We start from the raw sequence: 24958 nt of genomic DNA, 5'->3' as shown, positions 1-24958 counted from the left end.
CCGGCACGCAGCCGGGGCCGTTTGCATGAGGCGCGACGTGTCCGAGACCTTCACCGAACCGACGCTGGATTACTGGCAGGAACTGACGCCGGACGTGCCGCCGCGCTTCTCGGCGACGGCGCCGCATCGCTTCGGCTATCCCGTGCGCCTCGCCGATGGCCGCGTGCTGGTGCTGCCGCTGCGCGCGCTGCCGGACGGCGCGCATGCCGTGGCCTCGCTGATCGCCAACCAGGCCTCGCATGCGGTGGTGAATGCGCTGGCGGACGCGATGGCGGAGGCCGCGCGGGACCTCGGCGCCGAAATGGTAGCCGGCCTGCCGACGCTCGGCCTCGCCTTCGCGGCGCTGGTGGCGGAGCGGCTGGGGCAAGCGCGCTACGTGCCGCTCGGCTATTCCCGGAAGTTCTGGTACCGCGACGAGCTGTCCGAGCCGGTGAGTTCGATCACCACGCCGGAGGCCGGCAAAAGGCTGCGGCTCGATCCCAACCTGTTGCCGTTGATCGAGGGCCGGCGGGTGCTTTTGGTGGACGACGCCATCTCCTCCGGTGGCACGGCGGTGGCGGCGTGCCGATTGCTCGCGCGGGCAGGGGCGCAGATCGCCGGCATGGCGGTGGCGATGAAGCAGACCAATCGCTGGGTGGAGGCGGTGGCGGCCGTGCTGCCAGCGGAGCGGGTGAGGGCGGCCTATGGCTGCCCGCTCTTCGCGCGCCGGGAGGGCGGCTGGTGGCCGGTGGAAGGCACGCTGCCGACGGTACCCTAGGCGGCCTTCGCCGCCTTCGCCGCCTCGATCGCGTCCCACACCCGGAACGGGGTGAGCGGCATGTCGAGTTCGGTGATGCCGAGCGGTGCGAGGGCGTCGATCACCGCGTTCACGAAGGCCGGCGGGGCGCCGATGGCGCCGGCCTCGCCCGCACCCTTGATGCCGAGCGGGTTGGTGGTGCAAGGCACGTTCTGCGTCGAGACGTCGAAGAACGGCACGTCCTCCGCGCGCGGAATGCCGTAATCCATGAACGAGCCGGAGAGCAGCTGGCCGGTGTCGGGATCGTAGACCACGCGTTCCAGCATCGCCTGGCCGAGCCCCTGCGCGATGCCGCCATGCACCTGGCCGGACAGCACCAGCGGGTTGAGCGTGCGGCCGAAATCGTCGACCACCGTATAGCGCTCGACCTTGATCGAGCCGGTGTCGGGATCGACCGCCACCTCGCAGATATGCGCGCCATTGGGGAAAGTGCCGATCATCTGCTCGAAATCGCCGACGCCGGTGAGGCCGCCGGCCTTCGCCGCCACCTCCAGAAGGCCGACATGGCGGTTGGTGCCGGGCACGTGAAAGGCGCCGTCCTCGAATTCCACCTCGCGGATGTCGCTGTCGAGCAGCTTTGCCGCCTGCTCATGCGCCTTGCCGATGAGGTCGCCATTGGCGAGGCGCAGCGCGCCGCCGCCATGCACCATGGAGCGCGAGGCCACCGTGCCGCCGGCCGAGGGCAGCGGCTGGTCGGTGTCGCCGGTCTTCACGGTGATGCGCTCGACATCGAGGCCCAGCGCCTCGGCGGTCATCTGCACATAGGTGGTCTCGTGGCCCTGGCCGGTGGACTGGGTGCCGACATGCACGGTCACCGCGCCGTCGACTGAGATCTCCACCACCGCGCCTTCCTTGCCGGGCACGCCGGTGCGCTCGATGTAGTAGCCGAGGCCGATTCCGCGCATCAGCCCGTCCGACTGCGCCCGGCGGGCGGGGAAGCCGGCCCAGTCGGCCGTCTGCATCGCGGTCTTCATCACCGCGGCGAAGTCGCCGGAATCATAGGTGACGCCGGCGCCGGTCTTGTGCGGCATCTCCCCGGGGGCGATCATGTTGAGCTCGCGCAGCACTTCCGGGGCGAGACCGAGTTCCCGCGCGGCCTTGTCGACGATGCGCTCGATGAGATAGGCGGCCTCCGGCCGGCCGGCGCCGCGATAGGCGTCCATCGGCGCGGTGTTGGTGTAGGCGATGCGCACATCGGTGGCGACGACGGGAATGCGGTAGACGCCCGGCGCCATGGGCGGGCCGGACAGCGTCGGGCAGTAGACGCCGAAGGCCGACAGCGCGCCGCCGCAGGGCGCCATGGTCTCCACCAGCAGCGCGGTGAAGCGGTTGTCGGCGCCAATGCCGAGCCGGGCGCGCGAGAGGTTGTCGCGGCCCTGCGTATCGGAGAGGAACGCCTCGGTGCGGCTCGACTGCCAGCGCACGGGACGGCCGAGCTTGCGGGCGGCGTAGAGCACGAGGCCCTGCTCGGGATAGGGGATCGCCTTCATGCCGAAGCCGCCGCCGACATCCGGGGTGATGACGCGCAGCTTGGTCGCCGGCTCGCCGAACAGCTGCTCGAACAGCCAGCCGCGAATCATGTGGCTGCCCTGCGAGCCCGTCACCAGCGTGAAGTCGCCGGTTTCGGCGTCAAAGAGGCCGATGGCGTTGCGCGGCTCCATCGAGGCGACAATGATGCGGTTGTTCACCACCTCCAGCTCGACGACGCGGTGCGAGGCCTCTAGTGCTGCCTGCGTGGCGGCGACGTCGCCATGCGCCCAGTGGAGCGCGACATTGCCGGGTGCTTCCGGGTGAAGCTGCGGCGCGTCCGCGGCAAAGGCCGCCACAGGGTCGATCGCCGCCGGCAGATCCTCGATGTCGAGCGCCACCGCCTCGGCGGCTTCCAGCGCCTCGATGGCGGTCTCGGCGACCACGAAGGCGACCGGCTGGCCGAGATAGGTGACCTTGCCCTGCGCCAGCGGGTGATAGGGCGGGGTGGGCATGCGCCCGCCCTCGACATTGTCGAGCACGATGACGGCGGGCAGCGTGCCGATATTGTCGGCCGCCAGATCCGCGCCGGTATAGACGGCGAGCACACCGGGCATCTCACGCGCCGCCTCGGCGTCGACGCCGTTGAGGATGCCGTGGGCGACCGGGGAGCGCACCACGAAGCCATAGGCCTCGCCGTCATAACGGATGTCGTCGGTGTAGCGGCCGGTGCCGGTGATGAAGCGCTGGTCCTCGACGCGCCGGAACGGCTGGCCCACACCGAATTTCATCGCGCTGATCCCCTTGTGTCGCGTCGATCCAGCTTAGAACGCCTCTGCGCTCTTGCCAATGATACTGTTTATGCAAAGATCAGCACATATCGTGTGATAATCTCGATAATCGAATAGGATAGTGCGCCAGATAGGGCGCTTCCATCAGGGGATCGATCGGTCGTGATCATGCAGGAATCGAGCCATGGGGCGCGGGAGGGGCGCGGGGTCGGCGCCTCGGTGCGCCGCAAGGAGGATGCGCGGCTGCTCGCCGGCCGCGGGCGGTTCGTCGGCGACATGCGCTTCCCCGGCCAGCTCGAAGCCGCCTTCCTGCGCGCCCCGCTCGCCCATGCGCGGATCCGGGCGATCCACATTCCCGCGCATCTGAAGGGCCGTGCCTTCACCCATGCCGACATGGTCGGCGTGAAGGACATCCTCGCCAAGACCGGCCTGCCGGGCTTCCGCGTCTCCACCCAGCCTTCGCTCGCCAGCGGCAAGGTGCGCTTCGCCGGCGAGCCGGTGGTGATGGTGCTCGCCGAGACCCGCGCCGAGGCGGAGGACCTCTGCGAGGAGATCCGCGTCGACTATGAGGAACTGCCGGCCAATCACGACATGCTGCGTGCCGCTCAGCCCGGCGCGGCACTGGTGCATGACGAGTGGCCGGACAATGTGTTCCTCGTCTCGCAGACCGACAAGTTCTTCGATGCCGAGAAGCTCGCGAGCGCTCCGGTGAAGGTGACGCGCGAGGTGCGTACCAGCCGGCAGTGCATGTCGCCGCTGGAGGGCAAGGGCTGCATCGCGGTGTTCGAGCGCTATCTCGAACAGCTCACTTTGTGGACGGCGACGCAGATGCCGCACATCGTGCGCTCCGGCCTCGCCGAATGCCTCGGGCTCGATACGCGCAAGATCCGCGTGGTGGCGCCCGATGTCGGCGGCGGCTTCGGCTGGAAGGGCCTGTTGCAGCCGGAGGAAGTGTGCTGCGCCTGGGCGGCTCTGAAGCTCGACCGGCCGGTCAAGTGGCTGGAGGACCGCCGCGAGCACCTGATCGCCGCCGCCAATTGCCGCGAGCATCACTATGTGATGACCGCCTATGCGGATACGGACGGCACGCTGCTCGGCTTCGAGGCGGTGGCGCATGTCGATGCCGGCGCCTATTCGGTCTACCCGTTCTCCGCCTGCCTGGAAGGCGCGCAGGTGGTGTCGAACCTGCCGGGGCCGTACAATTTGCCGGCCTATCGCTGCCGCACCTATTCGGTGTGCTCGAACAAGCCGCCCATCGTGCCCTATCGCGGCGTCGCCCGCACCGGCGTGTGCACGGCGATGGAGCTGATGATCGACGCGGTCGCCCGCGAGGCCGGGCTCGATCCCTACGACGTGCGCATGCGCAACCTCGTCCGCCCGGATCAGATGCCGTTCACCTCGATCACCGGCAAGGATTTCGACATGGGCGACTATCCCGAGAGCCTCAGGCGGGCGCGGGAGATGATCGGCCATGACGCGGTGCGGGCGCGCCAGCTCGCGGGCGAAAAGGACGGCCGGAAGATCGGCCTGGGCTACGCCACCTATTGCGAGCAGGGCGCGCACGGCACCTCGGTCTATCACGGCTGGGGCATCCCTATGGTGCCGGGCATCGAGAGCTGCGGCGCCCGACTGACGCCGGACGGCACGCTGGAGGTGCGCATCGGCGCGCAGAGCCACGGCCAGTCCATGGAGACCACCATGGCGCAGGTCGCCTGCGAGGTGCTGGGCATCGACCCCGAGCAGGTGAACGTCGTGCATGGCGACACGGCGCTGACGCCCTATTCCACCGGCACCTGGGGCTCGCGCTCGGCGGTGATGTCGGGCGGCGCGGTGGCGAGCGCCTGCGAGCGGCTCGGCGAGCGCATCAAGCGCATCGGCGCGCATCTGTTGCAGGCGCCGGAGGACGCGGTGGCGATCCGCGACGCGCAGGTGGTGGGGCCGCACGGCTCGGTGAGCTTCGCCGAGGTGGCGAAGACCTGGTATCTCGCGCCGCAGAACCTGCCGGCCGACATCCACCCGGACGGGCTGGACCTCGTTGCCGGCTACAAGCCGACGGTGGATACCGGCACTTTCTCCTATGCCAGCCACGCCGCCGTGGTGGCGGTGGAGCCGGAGACCGGCGAGGTGGAGATCCTCGACTACGTCATCGTCGAGGATGGCGGCGTGCTGCTCAACCCGATGGTGGTGGACGGCCAGATCTATGGCGGCACCGCGCAGGGCATCGGCACTGCGCTCTATGAAGAGATGACCTATGACGAGCATGGCCAGCCATTGGCCTCGACGCTCGCCGACTACCTGCTGCCCGGCGCTGGCGAGATGCCGAATGTGCGCATCGACCACATCCAGACGCCCTCGCCCAATACCCGCTTCGGCCAGAAGGGCATCGGCGAGGGCGGCGCCATCGCCCCGCCGGCGGCGCTGGGCAACGCCATCAACGACGCGCTGAAGGGTATGGGCGTCGAGCTCTCCATGTCGCCGATGACGCCGCGCCGGGTGCGGCAGGCCGTGACGCAGGCGCAGGTGACGCAGGCGAAGGCGACGCAGGCGGGGGAGGCGGTGTCGTGAAGGCGGCGCGTTTCGATTATCTGCGCCCCGCCACGGTGGCGGCGGCGGTGGCGGCGCTCGACGAGGATCACGGCGCCAAGCCGGTGGCCGGCGGCCAGAGCCTCGGGCCGATGCTGAATTTGCGTCTCGCGCGGCCTTCCTGCCTCGTCGATGTCGCGAAGATCCCCGAGCTGCGCCGGGTCGAGGAGCGGGCGGACGGCGTGCTCTATGGCGCCGCCATCACCCATGCCGAGTTCGAGGACAGCGCGGTGCCGGACCCGACGCCGGGCTTCCTCGCGCGGGTCGCGCACGGCATCGCCTATCGCGCGGTGCGCAATCGCGGCACGGTGGGCGGCAGCCTCGTCCATGCCGATCCCGCCGCCGACTGGCCGACGACGCTGACCGCGCTCGGCGCCCGCGTGGTGCTGGTCGGTCCAGACGGTAGCCGCGAGCTGGCGCTGGAGGATTTCCTGCTGGGGGCGTTCTCCACCGCGCTGATGGAGGGCGAGCTCGTCACCGGCGTCTTCGTGCCGCGTGCGTCGACCTCCGCGCGTTTCGGCTACCGCAAGTCCTGCCGCAAGGTCGGTGAGTTCGCCGAAGCCATGTGCGCGGTGCTGGCGGATGACGCGCGGGGCATCCACCGCCTTGTCGTCGGCGCCACCGAGGGGCGGCACATCGTCGTCACCGAGGCGAAAGCCGTCCTCGTCGACCCGTCGCTGCTCGACGTCCGGCTGGTCGCCGCCGGGCTCGATGCCGAGCCCGCCACGCTGCGCCTGCACCGGAAAGTCATCCGCCAGGCTATCGAGGCTCTGGAATCCGAAAGCCTGCCCGCATGATCCCGATCAAGCTCGAAGTGAACGGCCGCGCCATCGAGGCCAGCGTCGAGCCGCGCACGCACCTCGCCGATTTCCTGCGCGAGGAGATGCTGCTCACCGCCACCCATCTCGGCTGCGAGCACGGCGTGTGCGGCGCCTGCACGGTGCTGATCGACGGCGCACCGGCGCGCTCCTGCATCGCCTTCCCCGTGAGCCTCGACGGCGCCCGCATCACCACCGTCGAGGGACTGGCCGACGACGCGGTGGTCGGCGAGCTGCGCGAGGCCTTCATGGACGAGCACGGCCTGCAATGCGGCTTCTGTACCCCCGGCATGCTGGTGATGGCGCGCGACATCGTGCTGCGCCACCCGCATGCCGATGAGGACACCATCCGCCACGAGCTGGCGGGAAATCTCTGCCGCTGCACCGGCTATGTCGGCATCATCCGGGCCATCCGGAAGGTGGCCGCTTCCCGCGCGGAGGCCGTCGTGACGCGCGGCACGATGCTGGCGCCGCCGTCCTATGCCTCGCCGCTCGCTCTGCCGGTATCGCCGGCGCGGGTGGCAGTCGAGGCGACGTCGGTGCCGCCGGCGACCGCGGCGGCGGTTGCCGTGGAGGCGGTCGCCGATGACGAGCCGCTGCGCAATCCGGTCGAAATCCGCGAGAGCTTCGAGGTGCCGGCTCCGCGCGCGGAGGTGTGGGCCCTGTTTCAGTCGCCGGAGCAGGTGATCGCCTGCCTGCCGGGCGCGCGGCTGACCGCGCCGAGCGACGGGCGCTCGCTCGCCGCCGAGATGGTGGTGAAGCTCGGGCCGATGCAGGCGGCGTTCGGCGGCACCGGGCGCATCGCGCCGAACCCGGCCGACTGGTCCGGCAGCATCGACGGCCGCGGCGTCGACGCCCGCAGCGCCACGCAGGTACGGGCGCGGCTCGCCTATCGGCTCGCCGAGAACGCGGATGGTGCGGCGACGCGGGTGAGCGTCGACGTCGCCTATGTGCTGCAGGGGCCGCTGGCGCAGATGAGCCGTGGCGCCATCGCCCGCGACGTCGCGGCGCGGCTGACGCAGACTTTCGCCGCCAATCTCGCGTCGCGGCTCCGGGGCGAGGCGCCGGCGGCGTCGGCCGCCTCGCTCGATGCCGGCGCGCTGGCGTGGGGCCTGGTGAAGGGCTGGCTGGCGCGGCTGTTCGGGCGCGGGTGAGGGCGCGTCAGCGCAGCAGGTCGACGTCCAGCTGCACGCAGTCGCCGCGATAGATGATGTCGGCGACGTAGATCACCGTGTCGCGGTCGTCGGTGACGACGAGATGCGCCTCCACCGTCGGGAAGCCGATGCCGATGGCCAGCAGGTTGGCGACGCGCGGCTCCACCGTGCCGACGATGAAGGACTGGCGCGCCTTGTTCACCTTCAGCCCTTCCAGCGTGCTGATCACGCTGATGGTCGGCTCGCGGTCGAAGCGGGCGGGCGCGAGCTCGTAGAGCTCGGCGTCGAAATGCACCCGCGCGAAGGAATAGGGCTGGCCGCGCCGCGACTGCACGCTTTCCAGATAGCGGTACTGTGCCGCCGGCGTGCCGTCCTCGGGACGGATCTGCGGCGGCCCGGCCGGGGCGGCGCCGGTGACGAAGCGCGGCACGTTGGCGCCGATGATGCCGGCGATGGAATGCCATTTCAGGTCGAGCTTCAGCCAGCGCTTCTCTTCCACCGCGCCGGAGACGAAGGTGCCCTTGCCCTGGATGCGGCGCACCAGCCCCTCGCCCTGCAGCACCTCTACCGCCTGGCGGACGGTGACACGGGCGACCTGGAACTCGGCTTCCAGCTCCTGCAGCGTGGAGATCTTCTCGTTCGGCCCCCAGACGCCGTCTTCGATGCGGCGGCGGATCACGCCGGCGATCTGCAGATAGCGCGGCACCGGGCTGCGACGATAATCGGGATTGGCCAGCGCGGCCGCGTTGTCCTTCAGCATCGGCTCGTGTCGTACCCATCGCGGCCGCTTCAACCTGCGGCAGAATCAACGAATGATCTTATCTTCAGTATCACATAAACTTATTCGCACGCCTGTTACTCGGGATCGCACGCTGTCACCACCCCGGAAATGAGATTGGTCGCGTAAAGCGCCGCGAGATCGATCTCGGCGGCGGCGCGCACCGGGGTCAGCGAGGCGACGAGCGCGGCGATCTCGCGTTCCAGCGCCCGGCGCGCCTCCTCCGCCTCCGTGACGCTCACCGCCCTGAAGCGCAGCTCGGCACCCGGGGTGAGCCGGCCGGCGCGCGGCAGGTCGGCGGAGATCACCGTGGCGATCTTGGCGTAGCCGCCGACCGTCTGGTGATCGGCGAGCAGCACGATGGGCAGCCCCGAGCCGGGCACCTGGATGGCGCCGGTGGCGATGCCGTCGGAGGTGATGTCGGCCGAGGTGTGGAAGGCGAGCGGCGCGCCCTCGAGGCGGATGCCCATGCGATCCGCCTCGCGCGAGACGCGGTAGGTCGAGCCGAGGAAGGTGGCGAGACCGTCCTGCGTGAAGGCGTCGTCCTGAGGGCCGGGCACCACGCGCAGCATGCCGTCGAAGGCGAGCGATGGCGGGCGCGGCAGTTCGAGGCAGGGTCCTTCCGGCGCGCCGGTGCCGACCGGCAGCCGGTCGCCCGCCGTCAGCGCCCGGCCGCCCAGCCCGCCGAAGCCGCCCTTGAGGTCGGTGGCGCGGGAATTGAGCACTACGGGAACATCGAACCCGCCGGCCACCGCCAGCACCGCCGCGCCGCTGCCGCGCAGCGTGCCGATGCGCACGCCGGCGCCCTCGGGCACGTCGATGGCGCGCCAGGCAGGGTAGGAGCGGGTCTCGTCGCCGCGCGCGACCTCGCACGTGACTTGGATCGTCGCCTCGGCGCCGGCGAGCGCCAGGCGCACCGGCCCGCCCTCGACGGTGAAGGCGGGGCCGATGAGGCGGCATTCGAGCGCGGCGGCGCCCGGCTCGTTGCCGACCAGCGCATTGGCGAGGCGCAGCGCCACCATGTCGAGCGCGCCGCAGACCGGCACGCCATAGGCCTGCGCGCCGACGCGGCCGAGATCCTGCACCGTGGTCTGCGGGCCGGGCTGGGTGACGAGGAGGCGGGCGCTCATCGACCGGCCTCCTGCTCGGGCGCGTAGTCGCCGCGCGCGACCGCCGCGCGGATGGCGGCATGCTCGCCGGCCTCGACCGGGCGGAAGCGCACCCCGTCGCCGGGAGCGAACAAGGTGGGCGGCGTCATCGCATGGTCGAAGAAGCGCAGCGGCGTGTTGCCGATGAGCCGCCAGCCGCCGGGCGATTCGACCGGATAGACGCCGCTCATGCGCTGGGCGATGGCCACCGAGCCGGCCGGCACCCGCACGCGCGGGGTGGTGAGGCGCGGCAGCTCCAGTTCGGGCGGCAGCACGCCGAGATAGGCGAAGCCGGGCAGGAAGCCCTGCACATAGACGCGAAACAGCGTATCGGCATGGCGGGCGACCACCTCCGCCGGTGATAGGCCGGTGGCGCGGGCGACCTCGTCGAGGTCCGGCCCGGCCTCGCCGCCATAGAGGGTTGGGATGACCCACACCCGCTCCGGCGCGCTCACCACCGCCTCGCCGAGGTCGAGGCCGGCCATCGCCTCTTGAAGCGCGGCGGCGCCGGTGGCGAGCGGATCGTAATGCACCAGTAGCGAGCGGAAGCTCGGCACCGTCTCGACCACGCCGGGGAAGGTCGCCTCGCGGATCAGCGCCGCGGCGCGATGCACCCGGGCGTTCAGCACTGGGTCGATGCCGGTGCCGAACTCGATGGCGAAGGCGGTGTCGCCGACGCCGAGGAAGCGGGCGAGGCGGCCGAGACGGTTCTGATCCGGCGAGGGGGTCGCCACCATGGCACTCCGATGCTGCGGTCATCAGCTAGGGACGTCGCCTTGCGGCAATCATCCTAATGTTAGGATGTTTCATCTTGAAAGGCATGATTATTTAATGCCTTAATAGCGTAGCTGTCGAGAGGGCAGGGGCTCTCCATGGGCTCAATCGGTTAAGGAGGCGTCTTTGGCTACCCGCATCAACATCAACGCCGACATGGGCGAAGGCTACGGCCACTATGACATCGGCAACGACGCCGCCATCCTCAAGATCGTGCAGAGCGTGAACGTCGCCTGCGGCCTGCATGCCGGCGACGCCACGGTGATGCGCGACGTCTGCCTGAAGGCGAAGGAGAACGGCGTCTCCATCGGCGCGCATCCCGGCTTCAACGACATCTGGGGCTTCGGCCGCCGGCAGATCCGCATGAACGCCAACGACCTCGAATATCTCGTCGCCTACCAGCTCGGCGCGCTCGCCGGCATGGCGGCCTATGCCGGGACGAAGGTGACGCATGTGAAGCCGCACGGCGCGCTCAACAACATGGCCGCCATCGACAAGGACTACGCGCTGGCCATCGGCCGGGCGATCAAGACCGTCGATCCCAGCCTTTATTATCTCGCGCTGTCCAATTCCGAGATGGAGAAGGCGGCGCTGGCGCTCGACATTCCGCTGTCGCGCGAGGCGTTCATCGACCGGCTCTATGACGACGAGGGCAACCTGCTCACCCGCACCGACCCGCGCGCGGTGATCAAGGACCCGCAGGTGGCGGCCGAGCGCACGGTGCGCATGGTGCTCGACGGCGAAATCATTTCGGTGAACGGCAAGAAGATGCCGACGAAATTCGATTCGCTGTGCGTACATGGTGACGAGCCGACCGCGATCGTGGTGGCCGGCGCGGTGCGCGATGCGCTGAAGGCGGCGGGGGTCGAACTGCTCACCCTGCCGGAAGTGATGGAAGGCTGACGATCATGGACGACGCGGCGGCGCGGTGGGACGAACTTGCCCGGCAGGTGCTGGGGACAGGCGGCCTCGACCGCGACGCCGCGCTGGCGCTGGCGGGAGAAGGCGACACCGCCGGGCTGATGCGCGCGGCCGCCTCGGTGCGCGACGCCGGCTTCGGCAGCGTGGTCACCGTGTCGCGCAAGGTGTTCATCCCGCTCACCCAGCTGTGCCGTGACGTCTGCCATTACTGCACCTTCGCGCATCCGCCGCGCAGGGGGCAGCGCGCCTTCCTCACCCCCGAGGAGGTGCTGGAGATCGCCCGCGCTGGCGCGCGCGTCGGTTGCGACGAGGCGCTGTTCACCCTCGGCGACAAGCCGGAGCTGCGCTACAAGGTGGTGCGCGAGGAACTGGCGGCGCTCGGCTACGCCACGACGCTCGACTACCTCGCCGCCATGGCCGAGCTGGTGCTGAAGGAAACCGGCCTGCTGCCGCACCTCAATGCCGGCGTGCTGACGGTCGAGGACCTGCGCATGCTGCGCAAGGTTTCCGCCTCGCAGGGCATGATGATCGAGACCACCTCCGAGCGTCTGTCGGCGCGCGGCGGCCCGCATTTCGGCTCGCCGGACAAGCTGCCCGCCGCTCGGCTGGCGACGCTCGAGGCCGCCGGCGGGGCGCAGGTACCGTTCACCACCGGCCTGCTGATCGGCATCGGCGAGACGCGGGCCGAGCGGGTGGAGGCGCTGCTCTCCATCCGCGATTCGCATGCCCGCCACGGCCATGTGCAGGAAGTCATCATCCAGAACTTCCGGGCCAAGGCCGGCACGCGGATGGCCGAGGCGCCGGAGCCGAGCCTCGACGAGCATCTGTGGACCATCGCGCTCGCCCGGCTGATTCTCGGCGCGTCGATCTCGATCCAGGCGCCGCCGAATTTGCGCGCCGCCGAACTGGCGCCGCTGATCGCCGCCGGCATCAATGACTGGGGCGGCGTGTCGCCGGTGACGCCGGATCATGTGAACCCGGAGGCGCCGTGGCCGGCGCTCGCCGCGCTCGCCACCGCCACCGCCAAGGCCGGCAAGGTGCTGAGCCCGCGTCTCGCGGTCTATCCGGCCTATCTGTTCGACGCCTCGCGCTGGCTCGACAAGGCGGTGACGCCCTTCGTGCTGCGCCGCGCCGATGCCGGCGGCCTCGCCCATGAAAGCGGCTGGCGCGTCGGTGAGGGCGAGAGCTTCGACAGCACCGTGGTCGAATGGCCGGCAAATCCCGTGATTGCTCGCCCCGCCATCGCGGGGGAGGGGCACGAGCTCGACGCCCTGTTCGACAAGGCGTTCGCCGGGCGCGGGCTGGAGGAAGCCGAGATCGTCCGGCTGTTCGACGCGCGCGGGCACGAGGCGCAGCGCGTGGCGGAAGCGGCGGACGCGCTGCGGCGCGAGGCGGTGGGCGACACCGTCTCCTATGTCGTCACCCGCAACATCAACTACACCAATGTCTGCTCCTATCGCTGCGGCTTCTGCGCCTTCTCCAAGGGGCGGCACAATGAGCATCTGCGCGGCAAGCCCTATGAGCTCGACCTCGGCGAGATCCAGCGCCGGACCATCGAGGCGTGGGAGCGCGGCGCCACCGAAGTATGCATGCAGGGCGGCATCCACCCGGATTTTTCCGGCGAGACCTATCTCTCCATCGTCCGTGCGGTGAAGCAGGCGGTGCCGGACATGCATGTCCACGCCTTCTCGTCGCTGGAGGTGCGGCACGGCGCATCGACGCTCGGCCTGTCGGTGACGGAGTTTCTGATCGCGTTGAAGGAGGCCGGCCTCGGCACGCTGCCCGGCACGGCAGCGGAGATCCTCGACGACGAGGTGCGGGCGATCATCTGCCCGGACAAGCTGAACACCGCCGAATGGCTGGAGACGATCGGCGCCGCCCATCGCGTCGGGCTGAAGACCACCTCGACCATCATGTTCGGTCATGTCGACCATTACCGGCACTGGGCGCGGCATCTGATCCGGCTGCGCCATTTGCAGGAGGAGACCGGCGGCATCACCGAGCTGGTGCCGCTGCCCTTCCTGCACATGGAGGCGCCGCTCTACCTCAAGGGCGGCACGCGGCAGGGACCGTCGCGGCGCGAGGCGCTGCTGATGCACGCGGTGGGGCGTCTCGCCTTGCACCCGGTGATCCCGAACGTGCAGGCGAGCTGGGTGAAGCTCGGCGAGGGCGGCATCGTCGCCGCGCTGCGCTCGGGCGCCAACGACATTGGCGGCACGCTGATGGACGAATCGATCAGCCGCGCCGCCGGCGGCATGCACGGGCAGGAATTCCCGCCCGACCGCATGGAGGCGGCGGTCCGCGCGAGCGGACGCCTCGCCCGCCAGCGCACGACGACCTATACCGACGCGCCGTCGCGGCAGAAGCAGCGCTCCTATGCCGCGAACGCGCTGACCCCGCGCGTCGAGGCGGCGGCGGGCAAGTTCGCCAAGGTGGGGAGCCTCGCCGCGCGGCGGGGGTGAGCGGCCGCATGAAGCGGCCGCTGATGCCGTCGGCAGTCAGTATAGCGACGTTCAGTACAGTCGACGGTCAGTACATGGGCATCATCGGTCCCCAGGGGCCGAAATCGAAGGAATCGGCGGCCTGCTGGTTCATCATGGCCGTCATCTGCTGCTCGTTCGCCAGCCGCTGCTGGTACTGCATCTGCTGATAGGCCTGGAAATTGTCCTGGGTGCCGTAATAGATGCAGCCGCAGACGGTCGGGTCGGCATAGAGGTAGACCGGCTGGCCGTTCTGGTTCTGCACGGTGAATTTGTGCGGCGGCAGGCTCTTCAGCGAGGCGACCTTGTCCGGCGTGTCGGCGAGGCGCATGCGGAAGCCGGCGGCGGAGAGCATGTTCTCCTTGTCCTGCGTGGCGGTCACGCAGCCGGCGGCGGTGATGCTGACCAGCGCCAGCACGGCGATCGAAGACAGTTTCACGGCAGGCTCTCCTGAGGCGATAGTCGAAATCCCGGCGCCGCAACGTAACAGCGCATAGCCGGGAGTCGAGCGGGAGAGCGCCGTCGCGCGCCACGGCCATCGCAAAATAACCGACATACTTTCCGGGAACTTGCAGGTGGCAACTGTCGGTTGGGCGGGTGGACGCAGAGCGCGTCGCCGCCCGCCCGCCATCCGCGCTCACCTGACCGATGACACGCGACGGCCCGCCCTTCGCGAGAGGGGCGGGCCGTCGCTCTTATCCATGGACGATGCAGCGCCAGAAGGCGTGCTGAGCCCTAGATGTTTTGCCGGCTCACTTCCGGAGCAGCGGCAGCACTTCGTGGGCGAGCAGGTCGATCTGCTCCTTCTCGTAGCGCCACGGCACGAAGACGATCTTCTTCACGCCGGTCTCGATGTGGCGGGCGATCTGCTCGGCGCATTCGGCGGGGGTGCCGACGATGGCGCTGTCGAAGGTGGAGAGCGAGCCCTTGGACAGGTCCCACTCCGAGTTGAGCCACTCGTTCATCTTCGGCAGGCCGACCTCGCGCGGGCCGACATAGATCGGCAACTGGTTGAGGCTGTAGAGCGAGGCCGGATCGCGGCCTTCCTCCTCGGCGAAGGAGGAGATCTTGGCCCAGGCCTCGTTATAGCCTTCCGGCGTGTAGAAATAAGTGAGCCAACCGTCGCCGCGCTTGGCGACGCGCTTCAGCACCGCGTCGACATAGCCGCCGATCAGGATCGGCGGGTGCGGCTTCTGCACCGGCTTGGGGAACATCACCGCCTTGCGCAGGCTCAGCTCGTCCCATTCGCCGGTGACGCTGTCCTCGGTCCACAGCCGTTTGATGATGTCGAGGTTGCGGTCCATGATCTTGCCGCGGCGGTCATGGGCGATGCCGATGGCGTCGAATTCCCGCTTGTACCAGCCGACCGCGGCGCCGAGCATCAGCCGGCCGTTCGACAGGAGGTCCATCGAGGCGAGCTGCTTGGCCAGCACGACGGGATTGCGCAGCGGCAGCACCAGCACGCCGGTGCCGATCTTGATGGTCTTGGTGCGCGCCGCAACCGCGGTGAGCAGGGTCAGCGAATCGATGATCGGGAAATGCGGGTCGGTGCCTAGCAGGATGTGATCCCACACCCAGAGCGACTCGAAGCCGAGCTCCTCCATCCGCACCCCGTAATCCACCAGCGCCGGTGCGTCCGGCAGCTCGGGGAAACGGGTGAAGTTGCGCATGGCGATGCCATAAGCCGGGCCGGTCATGTCAGTCTCCGCTGGGAACGCGTCGGAAGGGGGTCACGCCGTGTAGAGGCGCTGGGGGTCGAGCTCGCGCAGGATGGCAAGCTCGACGTCGCTCGGCGGCTCGGTCACCGGCACGTCGGCCGGTACCGGCAGCTCGAAGCCGGTATTGTCCTTGATCGCCTGTGGCGTGACGCCGGGATGCAGCGCCACCACCGTCATCGCCTTCGTCGCCTCGTCGAAGCCCATGATGCCGAGATCGGTGACGACGCGGAACATGCCGCCCGCCGGCAGGCCGGCATCCGCGCGGCTGGTGCCGCCTTCAAGGAAGCCGGGCGAGGTGATGAAGTCCACCTTCTCCACGAAGCGGCGCTTCTCGTGCTTCATGGCGACGATCATGTCGGCCAGCGAGGCGATGTCGTTGCCGCCGCCGGTGCCGGGCAGGCGGATCTTCGGGTTGTCGGCATCGCCGATGAAGGATGAGTTGAGGTTGCCGTAGCGGTCGATCTGCGCCCCGCCCATGAAGCCGACATCGACATAGCCGCGCTGGAGCATCAGCAGCACTTCGGTGATCGACACCAGCATGTTGGCGCGCCGCGTGCAGCGCTGCTCGTTGGTGGACGGCGGCAGCTTGCCGGCCTCGACGAAGGGACCGATCACGCCGCCCTCGAACAGGATGGTGAGCCCCGGCGCGTGGGTCTTCTGCGCGAGGATGGCGGCGAGCAGCGGGATGCCGACGCCGGCGAACACCGTCTGGCCGTCCTTCAGCAGGCGGGCGCTCATCACCCCGAGAAGTTCGGAGGCCGTGTAGGCGGGCACAGCCTTGAGCGGGCTTTCCGTCAACGTCGCGCGGGTGAGTTCAGTCGTCATAAATGCCACTCCCGCGACGCTGGGCGTCGAGCAATTCGGCCATGCCGATGCGGCTGAGATAATCGGCCCAGTCCTTCGGCTCGTAGTGGAAGCGCTCGAGATAGTCGGCCGCGCCCTTGTCCGGGTCCTTGGCGGTCATCTGCGCATAGAGGTCCATATGCGAATAGAACGGCTCGTAGAGCCCGTAGCATTCGTGCGGTGCCGAGCCGAACGGTACTTCCACCACCGCGTCGACGGTGAAGAAACCGATCTTGGTCTGGTCGGGGTGGCGGCGGATCTGGTCGTTGGAGACGATGCGCTCGGTGGTCAGGATCACCTTGTTCGCCGCCATGGCGATGTCGATGTCCATGAAGGTCAGGCCGTCGAGCTGGGCATTGCCATAGGCGTCGCAGCGCTGGACATGGATCAGCGCCACGTCGGGATTCAGCGCCGGCACCAGCAGCAGCTGCTCGCCGGTGAACGGGCACTCCATCGTCTTGGCGCCCGGCGCCCGGTCGACCACGCCAGAGCCCATCATCGAGCGCATCGGCATGAACGGCACGCCCATGGCGCCGGCGCGGTAGCGCAGGCCCATCGCCATGTGGCTCCATTCCTCGAAGGTGGCGCGCTTGCTCTCGGTATAGGCCCGCATCACCTTCGACACGCCCCAGACGATGCCCTGGCTGAACCAGCTCGTCTGGATGTGCGTCGACAGGCCGGAGGCGTAGAGCAGGTCGCCCTCGGTCGACATGATCGAGCGGGAGACGGTGAGGCCGGTCTTGCGGGCGCGGATCAGTGCCCACAGCATCGCCATCGGGGTACGCGAGGCGGTGCAGCCGCCCAGCGCCACCGAGGCGCCATTGTCCACCAGCTTCGCGGCTTCCTCCAGCGACATCACCTTGTCGCGCAGGCTGCGGTCGCGCTCGCGGGTCTTCTGCCGCAGGTCGAGATAGGACTGGGTCACGCCTTCGCTCTCCTCACGCGGCATTTCTCAAGCGGCCTGGGCGATGCCGACATCGCGGTTCAGGCGGGCGATCAGCTCGTCGAAGCCGGCGAGGTGGTCGCGCAGCCCCTTCCAGAACGACTGGTGGCGGCGGCGCTCGAAATCCTCCACCGAGACGCCCTGCTGCTCGACCCAGGTGTAGTAGCCGAGGTTGAACACGCGCTGGCGGTCGCGGTGGTCCAGCTCCAGCACATGGTCGGCGCCGGCGCCCAGCAGGTGCTGGCCGAAGGCTTCCGCCGCGTCGACCTGGTCGAAGCGGCCGCCCTTGCGGGCGAGATGGCCGGCGAGTTCGCTCGGATAGAGCTCCGAGCCGTCGGTGGCGACGGTGATGATGACGTCGTCCTCGGAGAGATCGAGCCGCCGTGCGGTCTTGATCGCGGCGAGCACGTTGCCGATGCCGGACAGGCCGAGCGAGGCGAGGCCCTTGATGGTCGCCTCGTCGATACCGCGCCGCGTCGCCAGATAGGCGCGGCCTTCCTCGGAGCCGAACAGCAGCGCGAGGTCGTCGGACGCCTTGTCGGAGACGCCGGCGACGATGTCGGTGTTGGTGACGTTGTGGATCAGCGGCACGTGCTTGTCGCCGATGCCCTGGATGTTGTGCTCGCCGAAGCCGTTATACAGCAGCGTCGGGCACTCGACCGGCTCCATGGCGACGATGCGGGCGCCGAACTCTTCCTTCAGCCTGTCGCCGGCGCCGAGCGTGCCGGCCGAGCCGGTGCCGGCGACGAAGGCGGCGAGGTTCAGCTTGCCGGATGCGTTCAGCCCCTCGAACAGCTTCGCCGCCGCCGCGCCGGTCACCGCGTAGTGGCCGAGATAGTTCGGGAACTCGGAGAACTGGTTGAGGATGAAGTTGCCGGGGTCCTTCGCCATCTCGGCGCAGGCGTCGTAGATCTCCTTGACGTTCGATTCCGTGCCCGGCGTGCGCACGATGTCGGACGGGTCGGTGACCCACTTCTCCAGCCAGTTGAAGCGCTCGGCGCTCATGCCACCCGGCAGCACCGCGACGCCGTGGCAGCCGAGGATGCGCGAGATGGCGACGCCGCCACGGCAGTAATTGCCGGTGGAGGGCCACACGGCGCGGTGATGCGTCGGGTCGAAGGCGCCGGTGGCGAGGCGCGGCGCCAGGCAGGCATAGGCCGCCAGTACCTTGTGCGCGTGGATCATCGGGAAATGCCGGCCGAGCATCACCACGATGCGCGCCGGCACGCCGGTGACGGCGCTGGGCAGCTCGATGAAGTCCGGCACGCTCAACCCGCCGAGGTCGCAGGCGTTGTTGTACCAGTGCACGCCGAACAGGTTGCGCGCGTCCGGGGCGTCCTTGTCGGCGGCGTCGGACGCCGCGCGGGTGGCGGCGGGGATGGTCTCGGGCGCCGCAAGCTCGGAGAAGCGCGGCAGCACGATGCCGCGCTCGCGCAGATGCGTGACGGTGCGGGCATAGATGCTGGAATCGACGACGGCGGACGGAAGCTCGAAGGGGTTCATTCTCACGACCTGGTTGGGGCCGGCGCCGGGCGCCATCACCATATTTTCCATGATACTAATGATAGTATCACTTTGGCAAATTCTTCTTTAGATCGCAGTCATTAAATCGACAGGTAGGCCTCACCTACCGTCGGGTCGGCCATAAGTTCGACGGAGGCGCCGGCGCGGGCGACCCGGCCGTTCTCGACGATGTAGGCCCGGTGCGAGAGTTCGAACGCCGTCATCACGTCCTGTTCGACCAGCAGGATGGTCTGGCCGGCCTTGTTGAGCTGCACCAGCGCCTCGCCGAGATGCTCGACCATGCGCGGGGAGAGGCCGAGCGACAGTTCGTCGATCATCAAGAGCTTGGGTCGCGACATGATTCCGCGTCCGACCGCGCACATCTGCTGCTCGCCCCCGGACAGGGTGGTGGCGTCCTGGCGCTGGCGCTCGGCGAGGATGGGGAACAGCTCGAACACGAAGGCGAGGTCACGGGCGATGTCGTCCTTGTCCGAGCGCAGATAGGCGCCGAGCAGCAAATTGTCGCGCACGGTGAGGCCACGGAACAGCCGGCGCCCTTCCGGCACATGGGCGATGCCGGCAGTGAGCACCGCGTCGGGCCTCGCTCCGCCAATGTCGCGGCCGTCGAAGCGGATGGTGCCCGCGCGCGGCGCCAACTGCCCCGAGATGGTGCGCAGCAGCGTCGACTTACCGGCGCCGTTGGAGCCGACGAGGGCGACCACCTCGCCCTGACGCACCGCGAGGTCCATGCCCCACAGCACCTGGATCTGGCCGTAGCCGGAGGTGACGCCGGAGAGTTCCAGCAGCGGTTCAGCCATGGTGCCGCTCCTTCAGGCGCGCCGCGAATTTGTGGCCGAGATAGGCCTCGATGACCCGCTCGTCGGCGACGATCTCGGCGCTCGGGCCGTCGGCGATCAGCCGACCGTGGTGCAGCACCAGAAGGCGCTTCGACAGCGACAGCACCACCTTCATCAGGTGCTCGATGATCAGCACGGTGACGCCGCGCTCCGCGATCTTGCGGATCAGCGCCAGCGCGCCGTCGATCTCGGAGGAGTTGAGGCCGGCATTCACCTCGTCGAGCATCAGCACCTTCGGGCCCATGGCGAGGCTTTTCGCCAGTTCCAGCCGCTTGCGGGCGGCGAGCGCCAGCTGTGCCGCCGGCCGGTCGGCCAGCGGGGCGAGGCCGACGAAGTCGAGACTCTCGCGCGCCATGTCGCGGGCATCGCCCACCGAGGCCGCGCCGCCGCCGAACAGCGCACCGGCGGTGACGTTCTCCAGCACGGTCATCTGCGGGAAGGGCTGGACGATCTGGAAGGTGCGGGCGAGGCCGCGCCGCGCCGCCTCATAGGGCTTCTGCGCCGCGACATCCTTGCCCTCGAACAGGATCTTGCCCGAGGAGGGGGGCAGGTTGCCGGTGACGACGTTGACCAGCGTGGTCTTGCCGGCGCCGTTCGGACCGATCAGCCCGACCACCTCGCCGGGGGTGAGCGCGAAGGAGACGTCGGTGAGCGCCTTCAGCCCGCCGAAGGTCTTGGAGACGCCTTCCAGCCTGAGGATCGGCTCCGCGGTTTGCGACGTCTTCATGCCGGGCCTCCCGAGCCCGCCTTGGCCTTCGCCTTGCGCGCGAGGCTGAGCAGCCCGCCGGGCAGGAAGAACACCAGCAGCACGATGACGACGCCGAGAATGGCGCGGTTCCAGTCGAGGAAGTTGGCCCAGAACACCTCTTCGAGCAGCACGAAGGCGGCGGCGCCGAGGAAGGGGCCGGCCAGCGTGCCGGCGCCGCCGAGCATGGCCATCACCGGCACCTTCACCGTCATCAGGATCTGGAAGGATTCGGTCGGGTCGATATAGCCGGTCCATGACGCATAGGCTGCCCCGGCGGCGGCGCAGAACACCGCCGACAGCGTGTAGGCCGCCACCTTGTAGAGCGTGGTGTTGATGCCGACCATGGCGGCGGCGTCCTCGTTCTGGTGGATGCAGCGCAGCCCGAAGCCGAGCCGCGCGCGATCGACCAGTGCGGTGGCGATCAGGCTGAGGACGAGGATGCCGAGCATCACGAACAGGAAGAACCGCATCACCTGTTCCGGCGCCCAGGTGAGCAGCGGCAGGTTCAGCCCGTCGCCGCCGCCGGTCAGGCTCGACCAGGACGAGACGACGAGCCGGCACACCTCGACCACGGCGATGGAGCCGATGGCGAAATAATGCCCGCGCAGCCGCAGGATGATCGCCCCGAGCAGGCAGGCGAAGGCGCCGACCATCAGCGTGGCGACCAGCCAGGCCAGCATCATCGGCACGCCGGCGCGCTGGCAGATGGCGCCGACATAGCAGCCGAGGCCGAAGAAGGCGGCGGTGGAGAAGGACGGGTAGCCGGTGAAGCCGCCGATGAAATTCCAGGAGGTGGCGAGCGCACCGTACATGGCGACGATGGCGGCGGTGCGCACCACGTAATTGTCGGCCCAGAGCGGCGTCGAGGCCAGCACGAGGAGGCCCGCGGCGAGGAGCGCGTAGGCGAGGGGACCGGATTTCATTCATACCCCCTGACGCCGACGAGGCCGGTGGGACGGGTGAGCAGGATCACCAGCATCAGCACGAAGCCGGCGGTGATCGCCTGCTGCGGGCCGAACCAGTGGCCGGCGAGGCTTTCGACGAGGCCGAGCACCAGCCCGCCGACCAGCGCACCCGGCACCGAGCCGAGGCCGCCGACGACGCAGACCACGAAGGCCTTGCCGAGATAGGTGCCGGTGACGTTGGTGGTGATCGGGAACACCGACGCGAACACCACGCCGGCGACGCCGGCCATCAGCGCGCCGATGCCGAAGGTGATGGCGTAGATGCGCTCGGTGCGGATGCCCATCAGCTCGGCGGCCGAGCGATCCATGCGCACCGCGACGATGGCGCGGCCGATATTGGAGCCGCGCATGACCAAATACAGCATCAGCGTCAGGACCAGCGCCAGCCCGGTGCCGACCAGGCGGTCGACCGGCAGCGTCACCGGCCCGAGGCTCACCGAGCCGAGGTCGAGCTGCACCCGGCGCGGCGTCGCCGTGAACCAGTAGGTCATGACGTTGTAGAGGATCATGTCGAGGCCGAAGGTCAGCGTCAGCGTGGTGAGCACGGGGGCGCTGACCACGCGGTTGATCACCGTCTTCTGCAGCGCGTAGCCGAGCGCGAACATGAAGGCGCCGACCACCGGCAGCATCACCACGGGGTGGATGCCCCAGCTGTGCCAGGCGAAATAGGTGAGGTAGCCGCCGAGGATGATGAAGGAGCCGTGGAGCATGTTGATCACGTTCAACACGCCCCACACCAGCGAGAAGCCGACGGCGAGGCAGGCATAGAGCGCGCCCAGCATCAGCCCGTTGGCAAGGATCTGCGAATAGATGGCCATGATGTCCCGGTCGTCCGTGGACGCGTCGCGCCTCGATGGGCGAAGGCGACAAGGGGCCGGCGGGCGAGACCGGTCCGGTCTCAGGGCGCCCGCCGGCAAGCTGCAGCGCGCCGCCTTATTTCGGCATGGCGATGAGGTCGGCGTTCTTGATGTCCGCCGGGGCGAGCACCTTGATGGTCTCGTCCTGCACCTGGATGATCGGCAGCTCGCGCGGCAGGTTCATGCCGGTCGGGCCGAACTTGATCGGGCCGTAGAAGGTCTGGATGTCGGTGGCCGCGATGGCGTCGCGCAGCTTGGCCTTGTCGAGCGAGCCGGTGCGGGCCAGCGCGTCGGCGATCACCTCGCCGGCGGCGGCGCAGGAGCCGTGCACATAGTCCGGATCGGCGCCGTTGGTCTTGGCCTGGAAGTCCTTGTAGAAGTCCGCCGTCGCCGGCCACACGCCCTGGCCGGTGTAGTTGGTGGCGTGGTGCCACCAGCTCGACGAGGTGATGCCGTTGGCGAGCTTGCCGAGGCCCTCGGTGTATTCCTTGTAGGACGGGCCGGTGACCATGGTGACGATCGGCGCGGTGACGCCGAGGTCCTGCATCTGCTTGCGGGCGAGGATCAGGTCCTGGGTGTAGCCGGTGATGTAGATCCAGTCGGGCTTGGCCGCCTTGATCGAGGACAGCGCCGCGGCGTGGTCCATGGTGCCGACCGGATAGAGCTCCTTATAGGCGACCGTCAGGCCCTGCGCTTCCGCCGCCTTGGCGATGCCCTCGGCCATGGACTTGGGGAACACGTCGTCGCGGCCCAGCACGGCGATGGTCTTGGTGTCCGGGAACTTCTCCTTGAACATCTTCACCATGGCGGTGGTCATGCCGCCATTCGGCGACAGCGTGCCGAACAGGTGCTTCAGGCTCTGGTCGAACACGCTCTCGGAGGAGGCGACGCAGGCGATGGTCGGCACCTGGTAGCGCTCGCCGACGCCGCCGACGATCTTGGTGTGGCCCGAGCCGAACGGCGCGAACAGGAACTGCACCTTGTCGTCGTTGATCAGCTTCTCGGCGAGCTGCGAGGCGCGCTGGCCTTCCGACTGGTAGTCGTACTCGATCAACTCGACCTTCATGGTCTTGTCGCCGACCTTCAGCCCGCCGGCGGCGTTCACCTTCTCGACCCACATCTTCCAGACGAGATCCTGCTTGTGGCCCTCGTCGGCGAGGCCGCCGGTCAGCGCCAGCGGCGCGCCGATCTTGATCGTCTCCTGCGCCAGCGCCGGGGCGGCGGCCGTGCCGGCCAGCGCGGCGAGCAGCGCCGCGGCCAGAAGGCCGCTGCGGCGCGGGGAGGAGGTGCGGCGGGAGTCTCGTTCGAACATGTGCCTGTTCCTGTGCTCTGGACCGTGAGTTCTCTGGACGGCGTGGGCCCGCAGGGCCGTGCCCGGATCGACGGGCATTCATGCGCGGCGCGATCGGAGGAAAAGCCGGCTTCCGACCTGATGGTATGGTGTGCTATGTGACCATACCAATCGAGGTGGATTCCTCAATCCGTAACGTAACTTAAGTGTGCGCGAATTTTATGCGGCCGCTGCCTGTCCTGACGGCAGTTCCCACTGCCGACCCGGCCTGTCCCGCCATGGACGGCGTCGTCGCGGGCATGGCATGGTCGTTGCTCGCCGGAGCGCCGGCGCCGCCGCTGCCGCTGCGCCGATCCGACCGGGCGCGCGGCACGTCCTGCCTCTCCGTCGGCCTCGCGGCCGGTGTCCTCGTTTCAGGTGACTTAAGTCTTCAGGTGACTTCATGGAATTTTCCGGCTCGCACCGCATCAAGGCCCCCCGCAGCGCCATCTGGGCGGCGCTCAACGATCCCGAGGTGCTGCGGCAGTGCACGCCCGGCTGCCAGGAGGTGGTGCGGGTCTCGCCGACCGAGTTCACCGCCAGGATGGTGCTGAAGATCGGGCCGATGAAAGTCTCCTTCGCCGGCAATGTGACGCTGACCGAGCTCGACCCGCCGGCCTCCTGCCGCATCGTCGGCGAGGGGCAGGGCGGGGTGGCCGGCTTCGCCAAGGGCTCCTCGCTGGTGCGCCTCGACGAAGAGGGCGACGAGACGGTGCTGACCTATCAGACCGAGGCCAAGGTCGGCGGCAAGATCGCCCAGCTCGGCGCCCGGCTGATCGACGGCACGGTGAAGAAGCTGACCGGCGAGTTCTTCACCGCCTTCGCGGCGGTGGTGGCGCCGGAGGCCGAACCCGCCGAGGGAGCGGCGAGCGAGGCCTGATCCTGCCGCGTGCCTACACGTTCTGCGCGCCCACGAGTTCTGCGTGGTTACGAATTCCGCGTGCCTGCCTGCCAGCCAGCGTCGCCTGAATCCGGGAGAGGTTCGATGCGAGACCTGACTTTGACCATCAACGGCGCGCCGGTGCGCGCCGCCGTCGACGAGCGCACCTTGCTGGTGCAGCTGATCCGCGACGATCTGCGGCTCACCGGCACCCATGTCGGCTGCGACACCAGCCAGTGTGGCGCGTGCAACGTGCTGATCGACGGCGAGGCGATCAAGGCCTGCACGGTGCTGGCGGTGCAGGCCGAGGGCACCGAGGTCGTCACCGTCGAGGGGCTGGCGGCGGGCGAGGCGCTGCACCCGATGCAGGCGGCGTTCCGTGAGCATCACGGCCTGCAATGCGGCTTCTGTACGCCCGGCATGATCGTCGCCGGCATCGACATGGTGCGCCGCCTCGGCCCGCATCTCGACGAAGCGACGGTGCGTGCCGAGCTGGAGGGCAATCTCTGCCGCTGCACCGGCTACCACAACATCGTGAAAGCCATTCAGGCCGGCGCGCTCGCCATGGGCGGCGTGACCGCCCCCGCCGTCGCGGCCGAGTGAG

Annotated in this window: 22 protein-coding genes; 8 read left to right on the top strand and 14 right to left on the bottom strand. The window is 69.1% G+C overall.

Features of this window, described 5'->3' with window-relative positions:
* Positions 1 to 37 precede the first annotated feature (37 nt).
* Positions 38 to 757, top strand: a complete 720-nt coding sequence (locus tag KHC28_RS22580; RefSeq protein ID WP_214010603.1) for a phosphoribosyltransferase — start codon at positions 38 to 40, stop codon at positions 755 to 757.
* Here KHC28_RS22580 and KHC28_RS22575 read toward each other — a convergent pair.
* Positions 754 to 3054: a xanthine dehydrogenase family protein molybdopterin-binding subunit gene (locus tag KHC28_RS22575; protein WP_214010602.1), complete on the bottom strand. Its 2301-nt coding sequence runs from the start codon at positions 3052 to 3054 to the stop codon at positions 754 to 756. The two genes, KHC28_RS22580 and KHC28_RS22575, sit on opposite strands and share 4 nt — an antisense overlap.
* A gap of 168 nt (positions 3055 to 3222) precedes the next feature.
* On the opposite strand from KHC28_RS22575, the gene KHC28_RS22570 reads away from it, so the two are divergent.
* From KHC28_RS22570 to KHC28_RS22560, 3 genes are read left to right on the top strand one after another with little or no spacing between them, the layout of a single operon-like run.
* Positions 3223 to 5619 carry a xanthine dehydrogenase family protein molybdopterin-binding subunit gene (locus tag KHC28_RS22570; RefSeq protein ID WP_214010893.1) on the top strand — a complete coding sequence of 799 codons (2397 nt, stop codon included), beginning with the start codon at positions 3223 to 3225 and terminating at the stop codon, positions 5617 to 5619.
* Complete coding sequence (locus KHC28_RS22565) at positions 5616 to 6434, top strand: FAD binding domain-containing protein (protein WP_214010601.1); 819 nt, start codon at positions 5616 to 5618, stop codon at positions 6432 to 6434. Before KHC28_RS22570 ends, KHC28_RS22565 begins: the two co-directional genes overlap by 4 nt.
* On the top strand, positions 6431 to 7609 hold the full coding sequence (locus tag KHC28_RS22560; RefSeq protein ID WP_214010600.1) for a xanthine dehydrogenase family Fe-S subunit: 1179 nt from the start codon (positions 6431 to 6433) through the stop codon (positions 7607 to 7609). The genes KHC28_RS22565 and KHC28_RS22560 overlap by 4 nt, the downstream gene beginning before the upstream one ends.
* A gap of 7 nt (positions 7610 to 7616) precedes the next feature.
* Here the strand turns inward: KHC28_RS22560 and KHC28_RS22555 are convergent, their stop codons facing one another.
* From KHC28_RS22555 to pxpB, 3 genes are all read right to left on the bottom strand, one after another.
* Complete coding sequence (locus tag KHC28_RS22555) at positions 7617 to 8369, bottom strand: GntR family transcriptional regulator (RefSeq protein ID WP_214010599.1); 753 nt, start codon at positions 8367 to 8369, stop codon at positions 7617 to 7619.
* A 95-nt stretch (positions 8370 to 8464) separates the two neighbouring features.
* The gene (locus KHC28_RS22550) at positions 8465 to 9517 is read right to left on the bottom strand and encodes a 5-oxoprolinase subunit C family protein (RefSeq protein WP_214010598.1); all 1053 of its coding nucleotides are present in this window, start codon (positions 9515 to 9517) and stop codon (positions 8465 to 8467) included.
* Positions 9514 to 10272: a 5-oxoprolinase subunit PxpB gene (gene pxpB, locus KHC28_RS22545; RefSeq protein WP_214010597.1), complete on the bottom strand. Its 759-nt coding sequence runs from the start codon at positions 10270 to 10272 to the stop codon at positions 9514 to 9516. Before pxpB ends, KHC28_RS22550 begins: the two co-directional genes overlap by 4 nt.
* A 163-nt stretch (positions 10273 to 10435) precedes the next feature.
* Here pxpB and KHC28_RS22540 point away from each other — a divergent pair, with 163 nt between their 5' ends.
* Positions 10436 to 11212: a LamB/YcsF family protein gene (locus KHC28_RS22540; RefSeq protein WP_214010596.1), complete on the top strand. Its 777-nt coding sequence runs from the start codon at positions 10436 to 10438 to the stop codon at positions 11210 to 11212.
* 5 nt (positions 11213 to 11217) lie between these two features.
* Positions 11218 to 13692: a 5-amino-6-(D-ribitylamino)uracil--L-tyrosine 4-hydroxyphenyl transferase CofH gene (gene cofH / locus KHC28_RS22535; RefSeq protein ID WP_214010595.1), complete on the top strand. Its 2475-nt coding sequence runs from the start codon at positions 11218 to 11220 to the stop codon at positions 13690 to 13692.
* A gap of 67 nt (positions 13693 to 13759) precedes the next feature.
* Here the strand turns inward: cofH and KHC28_RS22530 are convergent, their stop codons facing one another.
* From KHC28_RS22530 to KHC28_RS22485, 10 genes are all read right to left on the bottom strand, one after another.
* Entirely contained in the window at positions 13760 to 14149 is a 390-nt protein-coding gene (locus KHC28_RS22530) for a hypothetical protein (RefSeq protein ID WP_214010594.1), read from the bottom strand.
* A 313-nt stretch (positions 14150 to 14462) separates the two neighbouring features.
* A complete protein-coding gene (locus KHC28_RS22525; protein ID WP_214010593.1) occupies positions 14463 to 15407 on the bottom strand; it encodes an LLM class flavin-dependent oxidoreductase in 945 nt (314 codons plus the stop codon).
* Between the two features lie 33 nt (positions 15408 to 15440).
* Positions 15441 to 16253 (bottom strand): CoA-transferase subunit beta, encoded by an 813-nt coding sequence (locus KHC28_RS22520; protein WP_214010592.1) that lies wholly within the window; start codon positions 16251 to 16253, stop codon positions 15441 to 15443.
* Positions 16243 to 17220, bottom strand: a complete 978-nt coding sequence (locus tag KHC28_RS22515) for a CoA transferase subunit A (RefSeq protein WP_214010591.1) — start codon at positions 17218 to 17220, stop codon at positions 16243 to 16245. Before KHC28_RS22515 ends, KHC28_RS22520 begins: the two co-directional genes overlap by 11 nt.
* A 3-nt stretch (positions 17221 to 17223) precedes the next feature.
* On the bottom strand, positions 17224 to 18717 hold the full coding sequence (locus KHC28_RS22510) for a pyridoxal-phosphate dependent enzyme (protein WP_214010590.1): 1494 nt from the start codon (positions 18715 to 18717) through the stop codon (positions 17224 to 17226).
* A 101-nt stretch (positions 18718 to 18818) separates the two neighbouring features.
* Positions 18819 to 19535 (bottom strand): ABC transporter ATP-binding protein, encoded by a 717-nt coding sequence (locus KHC28_RS22505; protein ID WP_214010589.1) that lies wholly within the window; start codon positions 19533 to 19535, stop codon positions 18819 to 18821.
* Entirely contained in the window at positions 19528 to 20301 is a 774-nt protein-coding gene (locus KHC28_RS22500; protein ID WP_214010588.1) for an ABC transporter ATP-binding protein, read from the bottom strand. The genes KHC28_RS22505 and KHC28_RS22500 overlap by 8 nt, the downstream gene beginning before the upstream one ends.
* The gene (locus tag KHC28_RS22495) at positions 20298 to 21245 is read right to left on the bottom strand and encodes a branched-chain amino acid ABC transporter permease (protein ID WP_214010587.1); all 948 of its coding nucleotides are present in this window, start codon (positions 21243 to 21245) and stop codon (positions 20298 to 20300) included. Before KHC28_RS22495 ends, KHC28_RS22500 begins: the two co-directional genes overlap by 4 nt.
* Positions 21242 to 22105: a branched-chain amino acid ABC transporter permease gene (locus KHC28_RS22490; protein ID WP_214010586.1), complete on the bottom strand. Its 864-nt coding sequence runs from the start codon at positions 22103 to 22105 to the stop codon at positions 21242 to 21244. Before KHC28_RS22490 ends, KHC28_RS22495 begins: the two co-directional genes overlap by 4 nt.
* Positions 22106 to 22220: 115 nt before the next feature.
* A complete protein-coding gene (locus tag KHC28_RS22485; RefSeq protein WP_214010585.1) occupies positions 22221 to 23456 on the bottom strand; it encodes an amino acid ABC transporter substrate-binding protein in 1236 nt (411 codons plus the stop codon).
* A gap of 421 nt (positions 23457 to 23877) precedes the next feature.
* On the opposite strand from KHC28_RS22485, the gene KHC28_RS22480 reads away from it, so the two are divergent.
* Together KHC28_RS22480 and KHC28_RS22475 are read left to right on the top strand one after the other, a co-directional pair.
* Positions 23878 to 24354, top strand: coding sequence for an SRPBCC family protein (locus KHC28_RS22480; protein WP_214010584.1), 477 nt, complete (start codon positions 23878 to 23880; stop codon positions 24352 to 24354).
* Positions 24355 to 24459: 105 nt separating this feature from the next.
* A complete protein-coding gene (locus KHC28_RS22475) occupies positions 24460 to 24957 on the top strand; it encodes a (2Fe-2S)-binding protein (RefSeq protein ID WP_214010583.1) in 498 nt (165 codons plus the stop codon).
* Position 24958: the final 1 nt, after the last annotated feature.

Source organism: Ancylobacter sonchi (assembly GCF_018390695.1).
Classification (GTDB): domain Bacteria; phylum Pseudomonadota; class Alphaproteobacteria; order Rhizobiales; family Xanthobacteraceae; genus Ancylobacter; species Ancylobacter sonchi.
The sequence above is the reverse complement of the archived record's forward strand: the minus strand, read 5'-3'. Positions and strand labels throughout refer to the sequence as shown.

Bases quoted from the DNA above. Each gene is read 5' to 3' on its own strand.
- KHC28_RS22575 (WP_214010602.1), bottom strand. From the start codon at position 3,054: ATGAAATTCGGTGTGGGCCAGCCGTTCCGGCGCGTCGAGGACCAGCGC.
- KHC28_RS22570 (WP_214010893.1), top strand. From the start codon at position 3,223: ATGCAGGAATCGAGCCATGGGGCGCGGGAGGGGCGCGGGGTCGGCGCC.
- KHC28_RS22560 (WP_214010600.1), top strand. From the start codon at position 6,431: ATGATCCCGATCAAGCTCGAAGTGAACGGCCGCGCCATCGAGGCCAGC.
- KHC28_RS22555 (WP_214010599.1), bottom strand. From the start codon at position 8,369: ATGCTGAAGGACAACGCGGCCGCGCTGGCCAATCCCGATTATCGTCGC.
- KHC28_RS22550 (WP_214010598.1), bottom strand. From the start codon at position 9,517: ATGAGCGCCCGCCTCCTCGTCACCCAGCCCGGCCCGCAGACCACGGTG.
- pxpB (WP_214010597.1), bottom strand. From the start codon at position 10,272: ATGGTGGCGACCCCCTCGCCGGATCAGAACCGTCTCGGCCGCCTCGCC.
- cofH (WP_214010595.1), top strand. From the start codon at position 11,218: ATGGACGACGCGGCGGCGCGGTGGGACGAACTTGCCCGGCAGGTGCTG.
- KHC28_RS22525 (WP_214010593.1), bottom strand. From the start codon at position 15,407: ATGACCGGCCCGGCTTATGGCATCGCCATGCGCAACTTCACCCGTTTC.
- KHC28_RS22520 (WP_214010592.1), bottom strand. From the start codon at position 16,253: ATGACGACTGAACTCACCCGCGCGACGTTGACGGAAAGCCCGCTCAAG.
- KHC28_RS22515 (WP_214010591.1), bottom strand. From the start codon at position 17,220: ATGCCGCGTGAGGAGAGCGAAGGCGTGACCCAGTCCTATCTCGACCTG.
- KHC28_RS22510 (WP_214010590.1), bottom strand. From the start codon at position 18,717: ATGAACCCCTTCGAGCTTCCGTCCGCCGTCGTCGATTCCAGCATCTAT.
- KHC28_RS22505 (WP_214010589.1), bottom strand. From the start codon at position 19,535: ATGGCTGAACCGCTGCTGGAACTCTCCGGCGTCACCTCCGGCTACGGC.
- KHC28_RS22500 (WP_214010588.1), bottom strand. From the start codon at position 20,301: ATGAAGACGTCGCAAACCGCGGAGCCGATCCTCAGGCTGGAAGGCGTC.
- KHC28_RS22495 (WP_214010587.1), bottom strand. From the start codon at position 21,245: ATGAAATCCGGTCCCCTCGCCTACGCGCTCCTCGCCGCGGGCCTCCTC.
- KHC28_RS22490 (WP_214010586.1), bottom strand. From the start codon at position 22,105: ATGGCCATCTATTCGCAGATCCTTGCCAACGGGCTGATGCTGGGCGCG.
- KHC28_RS22485 (WP_214010585.1), bottom strand. From the start codon at position 23,456: ATGTTCGAACGAGACTCCCGCCGCACCTCCTCCCCGCGCCGCAGCGGC.
- KHC28_RS22480 (WP_214010584.1), top strand. From the start codon at position 23,878: ATGGAATTTTCCGGCTCGCACCGCATCAAGGCCCCCCGCAGCGCCATC.
- KHC28_RS22475 (WP_214010583.1), top strand. From the start codon at position 24,460: ATGCGAGACCTGACTTTGACCATCAACGGCGCGCCGGTGCGCGCCGCC.